The sequence below is a fragment of the Sodalis sp. (in: enterobacteria) genome (assembly GCF_047607725.1).
Classification (GTDB): domain Bacteria; phylum Pseudomonadota; class Gammaproteobacteria; order Enterobacterales; family Enterobacteriaceae; genus JBLKSS01.
The window spans coordinates 1-5,767 of sequence record NZ_JBLKSS010000209.1 but is presented as its reverse complement, the minus strand read 5'-3'; the positions used below and the strand labels follow the sequence as shown (position 1 = coordinate 5,767).

Here is a 5,767-nt window from a genome sequence, read left to right as displayed (position 1 = left end):
ATGGCATCGTGGCTCAACGCCAATAGCCGCTGCCTGCACTTCATGGGTGGGGTTCCGGAGCTGCTGATACCTGATAATCTGCGCAGCGCTGTCAGCACCCCTGACCGCTATGAGCCGGTCATAAACCAGAGCTACCAGGCGCTTACCCGCTGAGTGGGTGAGCGAAATCATCCTTGGTATTGTTTGCGCCATCCTGGCCGATATCCTTTTTTCGCCGCGCTCCATCAAGCGCGATATCGATCGCGCGCTGGATAAGCTTTTAATCGATCACTATCGGCTACTGCAATTGTGCGTAAATAATGCGCCGAAAGAAGAGGTGGATAGCGCCTGGAGCGAGCTGGTGAAAGCCACTAACGCGCTGTCGGGAATGCACAGCAATCTCATGATGGAGTCGGCCCACTGGCAGCGCAGTAATCAGCGGCTGGTGGCGATAAATACCTTGTCGCTTACGCTGATTACCCAGGCGTGCGAAACCTTTTTGATCTTACAAAATCATCCTGATTACCTTAAATCCCATTTGCAACTGCTGCTGAGCGAGCCGGCCGACACGGTGAGCGCGATTCATCGCCGGATGAAGCTGATGCGCCAGGTGATCGCCGCCACGCCAAGCCGAGATACGCCGCTGACCCTGTATACCTGGGTGGGCAACGCGACGCGCTATCTGCTGCTGATGAAAGGGGTGAAAAACAACAGCCGGATAAGCGGCGTCGAGGCGTCGGTGCTTACCACCCAGCAGGACGTCACCGCGCCGTCTGCCGAAGGGCGGCACGCGATGATCAACGGTTTGCGCACCGGTATCGCCACCACGCTCGGCTGCTTGTTCTGGCTGTGGACCGGCTGAAGCGCCGGCAGCGCCTGTATGGTGATGGTGGCGGTGGTGACGTCGCCGGCGATACCCAGGCTATCAGCGATGCCATTATGACCAGTGGCACGGTGCGCAAAGTGACGTTCACCGGATCGACCGAGGTGGGCAAAACCTTGATGCGCAACGCGGCCGGCACGATGAAAAAAAKYTCCATGGAGCTGGGTGGCAATGCCCCGTATATTGTATTTGACGACACTGATATCTCAGCCGCAGTGGCGGGCGCGATGGCCAATAAATTTCGCAATGCGGGCCAGGTGTGCGTCAGCGTTAACCGCTTCTTTATCCAGGATGGCGTGTACGATCGGTTCGTCACGCAGCTGGCGCAGGAAGTGGCGAAATTGAAAGTGGGCAACGGCGCCGATGAAGGCGTGGTGGTCGGGCCGCTGATTAACCGCGCCGGCGTGGAAAAGGCCGAGGAGCATGTTAACGATGCGCTGGAAAAGGGCGCGCGCGTGGTCATGGGCGGTAAGCGTCACCCGCTGGGCGGCAATTTCTTCCAGCCCACGGTGCTGGCCGATGTGACTGATGAGATGCAACTGGCGCGCGAGGAAACCTTTGGTCCGGTTGCCGCCTGTTTTCGCTTTGCCGACGAGGAAGAGGCTATTCGGCGCGCCAACGATACGCCCTATGGTCTGGCCGCGTACTTTTATACCCGGGATCTGGCGCGGGTGTTTCGCGTCGCGGCGTCGCTTGAGAGCGGTATGATCGGCATCAACGAATGTGCGGTGTCCACCGAGCTGGGGCCGTTTGGCGGCGTAAAAGAGTCCGTATTGGGGCGTGAGGGGTCAGTGCTGGGCATGGAAGATTATCTGGAAGTAAAAACGCTGCACATCAGCGGACTTTAAGGACGCCGGTGGCCGCCCATGCTGGCGGGCGGCGCCTAGGTGTCCTGACGGGGGGAATTTAACCGGCTTAGCGGAGAGCGCCTTATGGAGAAAATATCATTATATTTCAATTATATAGCCGATATTCCGGCTTTTTATCGCGCTTTTGATCACCAATTTGCCATTAGCGAGCCTTATGACGCCAACCTCGACGGCCTGTGGCGCACGGTCATGCTGCATTTACCGTTGCCGGTGGAAATTGAATTTTTACACTTAACAGCGTCGAAAAGACGACGTTTTGGCGCGCTGATACTGCTGTTTGATGAAGCGGAAGAGGAACTTCAGGGCAAGCTGCATTTCAACGTGCTTACCGACGGCAGCGGCGTTTGATGGCATTGCGCGCCGATGGGGGGCACGGCGGCAGAGCGACGTTCGGGGCGCTTATGCGCCAGAAGGCGGCCGCCGGGCGGGCTAGCGCCTCGATCGTGATGCGGCGGGTGTGATTGCCACCGCCGTAGGCGCAGGGGTGGGCGATAAGTACGCATGAGACGCGACGGGCATCGTGCCGCCGGCAACGAAGGCGAAGCGCCCGGTGGTGTGGCGTTAATCCGCCTCGGCCAGCGTGCGCAGGTATTGATAAAGTTGCCGCGCGGTTTTAGGGGGTTTATTGGCCGCCAGTTCTTTCTGGGCGTTGCGCACCAGCGCCCGCAGCTGTTGACGGTCGGCCTGCGGATAGTTTTCCAGCACTTCCGCAATGGCGTCGTCGCCCTGTGCCAGCAGTTTGTCACGCAGCACCTCCAGCTTATGAAACAAGGTGACCTGCTGGTTATGGCGGTTCTTAAGTTTATCCAGCGCCTGCTGGATAGGCTCCGGATCCCGGGCGCGCAGCATTTTGCCGATAAGCTGTATCTGACGGCGCTGGCCTTCGCGCTTGATACGCTGCGCCAGCGCGATCGCGGCGCGGAGATCGGCGTCTAGCGGGATTTTATCCAGCGCGTTTTTGCCGAGGGACACCAGCTCGACGCCTAATTGTTTCAGCGCCTCGGCGTCGCGCTTGATTTCACTCTTGCTGACCCAAATTATCTCGTCCTGCTCATCGTCTTGCTGTTGCGCGGACTGCGGGTCCTGCCACTCTTCAGGCTGTTTATTCATAGGGGTTCCTTAAAAAGAGGCTCATCCTAGCAGGTTGCTTCGGATGATCAATGGCATTATTTCACTGCGCCACGCCAAAACCCCGTTTATCCCGACGCGCCTCCGGCGGGATGGGCGGGGACGGGGTACAGCGTGCGTGTCACGCCGGCTAGTGCGGGCACCATCCGCACCACGAGGAAGGCGCCCCTGCGCGCTATCCCCGTGGGTCTTCGTGCATACAGTGCCAAATGCATTACGGACTGTTAGACTGAAGACATGATGCAACAGCGGTTTCAGATTGGCTGACCGTATAATCCGATTTTGCCGGGCGTGTGCGGCGAGATCCCTTCTAGCGGATAATGCTCTATGAATAATAGCGGAACCATGAATTTAGTCACTCAGGTCGCCCAGCAACGCACACTTTTGGAAAACGCGGTCGCACAGGCGCTGGAACAGGCGCGCGCCGGGTCGAACGCGGCGGAAGTGGCGGTGACCAAAACCACTGGTATCGGCATCAGCACCCGCTATGGCGAGGTGGAAAATGTCGAATTCAACAGCGATGGCGCCCTGGGGATAACCGTTTATTATCAGCAGCGCAAAGGCCGCGCCTCCTCAACCGATCTTAGCCAGGACGCCATTGCCCGCACCGTCGCCACCGCGCTGGATATTGCGCGTTACACTTCGCCCGATCCCGCCTCGGGACCGGCGGAGAAAACGCTGTTGGCGTTTGAGGCGCCCGATCTTGATTTGTTCCACCCCGCCGAGCTTGACGCCGAACGCGGGATAGCCCTGGCCGCGGCGGCGGAACGGACGGCCCTCGACAGCGACAAGCGCATCACCCATACCGAAGGGGGCAGTTTCAACAGCCATTTCAGCACCCGCGTCTTTGGTAATAGCCACGGCATGCTGCAAAGCTACAGCAGCAGCCGTCACTCTCTCTCCTGCAGCGTCATAGCGGAAAGCGGCGGCGATATGGAACGCAATTACGCCTATACCCTCGGCCGCGCCTTCGACGATCTGCGCTCGCCGCAATGGGTGGGGGAGGAGTGCGCGCGCCGCACGCTGGCGCACCTTAATCCGCGTAAGCTGCCGACCATGGAGGCGCTGGTATTGTTTGCCGCCGAGGTGGCAACCGGTCTGTTTGGGCATCTGGTGGGGGCCATCAGCGGCGGTAATGTGTATCGCAAGTCCACTTTCCTGCTCGATTCACTAGGTAAGGCTATCTTGCCCGATTGGCTGTCCATCCAAGAATGTCCCCACCTGCTAAAGGGGCTGGCGTCGTCTCCGTTTGACAGTGAAGGCGTGAAGACCAGCGATCGGGCCATCGTCCAGGATGGCGTGCTCAATACCTGGCTGCTTGGCAGTTATGCGGCGCGCAAGCTTGGCCTTGAAAGCACGGGCCACGCCGGCGGGATACACAATTGGCGCATCTCCCATCAGGCGGTGGATTTCGCCGGGCTACTGAAACAGATGGGTCGCGGGTTGGTGGTGACGGAACTGATGGGGCAAGGGGTCAGCGCGATCACCGGCGACTATTCCCGCGGCGCGGCCGGCTTTTGGGTGGAAAACGGCGAGATACAATATCCAGTCAGCGAGATAACCATCGCCGGCAACCTGCGCGAGATGCTGCGCAATATCGTCAGCATCGGCAGCGATACCGAAACGCGAAGTAATATCCAATGCGGCTCGGTGCTGCTGTCGGCGATGAAAATCGCCGGTCAGTGACGATTAATTCTCATCCCTGATGAGGCGTGTCGGCGACTGATGAACGTCATGCGCCGATGACGATGATCGCCGGCCAATGCCCCTATCATTGGCCATTGACAACTTCACCTGTTAACAACGGATGCTTACCATGAACTTTGCCGCCGGTATGAGAAGGTTGTCCCCCGCGCTATTACCGCTCCTGGCCGTTCTGTTTACCACACCGGCGACGGCGCGCGATCTGAGCGAGGATATGGATATGATCGCAGCGAAGTACAGCGCGGTTCTCCATGCCGATAATCCTGACACCTTAAAGCAGGCGCTGGCGGATATGCACGCCGCGGCAAAGGATGCCCGCGAAGCGACGCCGCCGAAATTACGCGTGCAGGCGCCGGATAGCCCGCAAATGCAGGACTATCACCGGGGGATCGATACGCTGTTGAGTCAAATCGAGCAGGCGCAAACGCAGGTGGACAACGGCGATATTCAGGGGGCGAAGCAGATCGCGGGCCAGTTCAAGCAGACCCGCGATGAGAATCACGCCAAATTTCGCTAACGCCGGTGCGGCGCGTTAACCGCGGTTTCGCTGATATACCGACAGGTGCGTCCATACCGCGCTAATCAGCGGAACGGGCAGGCCGGCGCGGGCTTTTAGATCGCCGATGATCTGATCCGCCTCCACGGCGTTGCCGGCTATCAGATCCCGATACAGGGACGAGGTCATGGGCGATCCCTGCTGGGTCAGCAGTGGCATTAAAATTTCAGCCTTTATATTCAATACATTATAATCAATCGATCGAAATTACTCGAAATTCGATCGAAATAATTACACCTCCGTCCACTCTGAGCCCCTTACATCGTGGTACTTGTTGGTCATGGTTGCTGATTTATGCCCTAACAGTTTTTGTGCGTAATCTTTCCCTTTTTCCTCAGTATACAAGCGTGCTGCTAAACTTATGATTTCGTGAAATGAAGGGGCAGTATCATCCCATGTTAATCCAGAGGCACGGCGAGCCTCCATAAAGCTACAGATATTGTTTTCTTAGCAAACATACTATGTTTTTTCATCAGCTACAATATGAGAAGCTCCATTATTTAATGCTTTAAATTGCCCCAACACATCAGAAAGAGAAATGTCCAGGCATTCAAGCTTGGTAGTTTCGGAGATAGCTAACATCACTCCCGTTTTTTCTTGCTTGATGTAAAGGTGTCCGTCTTTAAAATTGTCCCAGCGTAGCGCCTG

6 protein-coding genes and 3 pseudogenes are annotated in these 5,767 nt (G+C 57.5%); 5 read left to right on the top strand and 4 right to left on the bottom strand.

Going from position 1 to position 5,767, the window contains the following annotated elements:
• Positions 1 to 133 precede the first annotated feature (133 nt).
• The 3 genes and pseudogenes from ACMX3H_RS16415 to ACMX3H_RS16405 all read left to right on the top strand — a co-directional run.
• A pseudogene (locus tag ACMX3H_RS16415) lies at positions 134 to 838 on the top strand (FUSC family protein); the annotation flags it as partial.
• Positions 839 to 864: 26 nt separating this feature from the next.
• Positions 865 to 1,710: pseudogene (locus ACMX3H_RS16410) on the top strand (aldehyde dehydrogenase family protein); the annotation flags it as partial.
• Between the two features lie 84 nt (positions 1,711 to 1,794).
• Complete coding sequence (locus tag ACMX3H_RS16405; RefSeq protein ID WP_415211586.1) at positions 1,795 to 2,079, top strand: hypothetical protein; 285 nt, start codon at positions 1,795 to 1,797, stop codon at positions 2,077 to 2,079.
• Positions 2,080 to 2,292: 213 nt separating this feature from the next.
• Here the strand turns inward: ACMX3H_RS16405 and yjgA are convergent, their stop codons facing one another.
• A complete protein-coding gene (yjgA, locus tag ACMX3H_RS16400) occupies positions 2,293 to 2,841 on the bottom strand; it encodes a ribosome biogenesis factor YjgA (protein WP_415211585.1) in 549 nt (182 codons plus the stop codon).
• Between the two features lie 363 nt (positions 2,842 to 3,204).
• Here yjgA and pmbA point away from each other — a divergent pair, with 363 nt between their 5' ends.
• On the top strand, positions 3,205 to 4,545 hold the full coding sequence (gene pmbA, locus ACMX3H_RS16395) for a metalloprotease PmbA (protein ID WP_415211584.1): 1,341 nt from the start codon (positions 3,205 to 3,207) through the stop codon (positions 4,543 to 4,545).
• 130 nt (positions 4,546 to 4,675) lie between these two features.
• Positions 4,676 to 5,080 (top strand): cytochrome b562, encoded by a 405-nt coding sequence (gene cybC, locus ACMX3H_RS16390; RefSeq protein WP_415211583.1) that lies wholly within the window; start codon positions 4,676 to 4,678, stop codon positions 5,078 to 5,080.
• A gap of 15 nt (positions 5,081 to 5,095) precedes the next feature.
• Here cybC and ACMX3H_RS16385 read toward each other — a convergent pair whose 3' ends face one another.
• From ACMX3H_RS16385 to ACMX3H_RS16375, 3 genes and pseudogenes are all read right to left on the bottom strand, one after another.
• Positions 5,096 to 5,278, bottom strand: a complete 183-nt coding sequence (locus ACMX3H_RS16385; protein ID WP_415211582.1) for a ketopantoate reductase C-terminal domain-containing protein — start codon at positions 5,276 to 5,278, stop codon at positions 5,096 to 5,098.
• 72 nt (positions 5,279 to 5,350) lie between these two features.
• Complete coding sequence (locus ACMX3H_RS16380; protein WP_415211581.1) at positions 5,351 to 5,545, bottom strand: tyrosine-type recombinase/integrase; 195 nt, start codon at positions 5,543 to 5,545, stop codon at positions 5,351 to 5,353.
• A 33-nt stretch (positions 5,546 to 5,578) separates the two neighbouring features.
• Positions 5,579 to 5,767 (bottom strand): annotated as a pseudogene (locus tag ACMX3H_RS16375) (hypothetical protein); the annotation flags it as partial.

Coding starts and splice junctions, on each gene's coding strand:
- ACMX3H_RS16405 (WP_415211586.1), top strand. CDS start 1,795: ATGGAGAAAATATCATTATATTTCAATTATATAGCCGATATTCCGGCT.
- ACMX3H_RS16385 (WP_415211582.1), bottom strand. CDS start 5,278: ATGCCACTGCTGACCCAGCAGGGATCGCCCATGACCTCGTCCCTGTAT.
- ACMX3H_RS16380 (WP_415211581.1), bottom strand. CDS start 5,545: ATGGAGGCTCGCCGTGCCTCTGGATTAACATGGGATGATACTGCCCCT.
- pmbA (WP_415211584.1), top strand. CDS start 3,205: ATGAATTTAGTCACTCAGGTCGCCCAGCAACGCACACTTTTGGAAAAC.
- yjgA (WP_415211585.1), bottom strand. CDS start 2,841: ATGAATAAACAGCCTGAAGAGTGGCAGGACCCGCAGTCCGCGCAACAG.
- cybC (WP_415211583.1), top strand. CDS start 4,676: ATGAACTTTGCCGCCGGTATGAGAAGGTTGTCCCCCGCGCTATTACCG.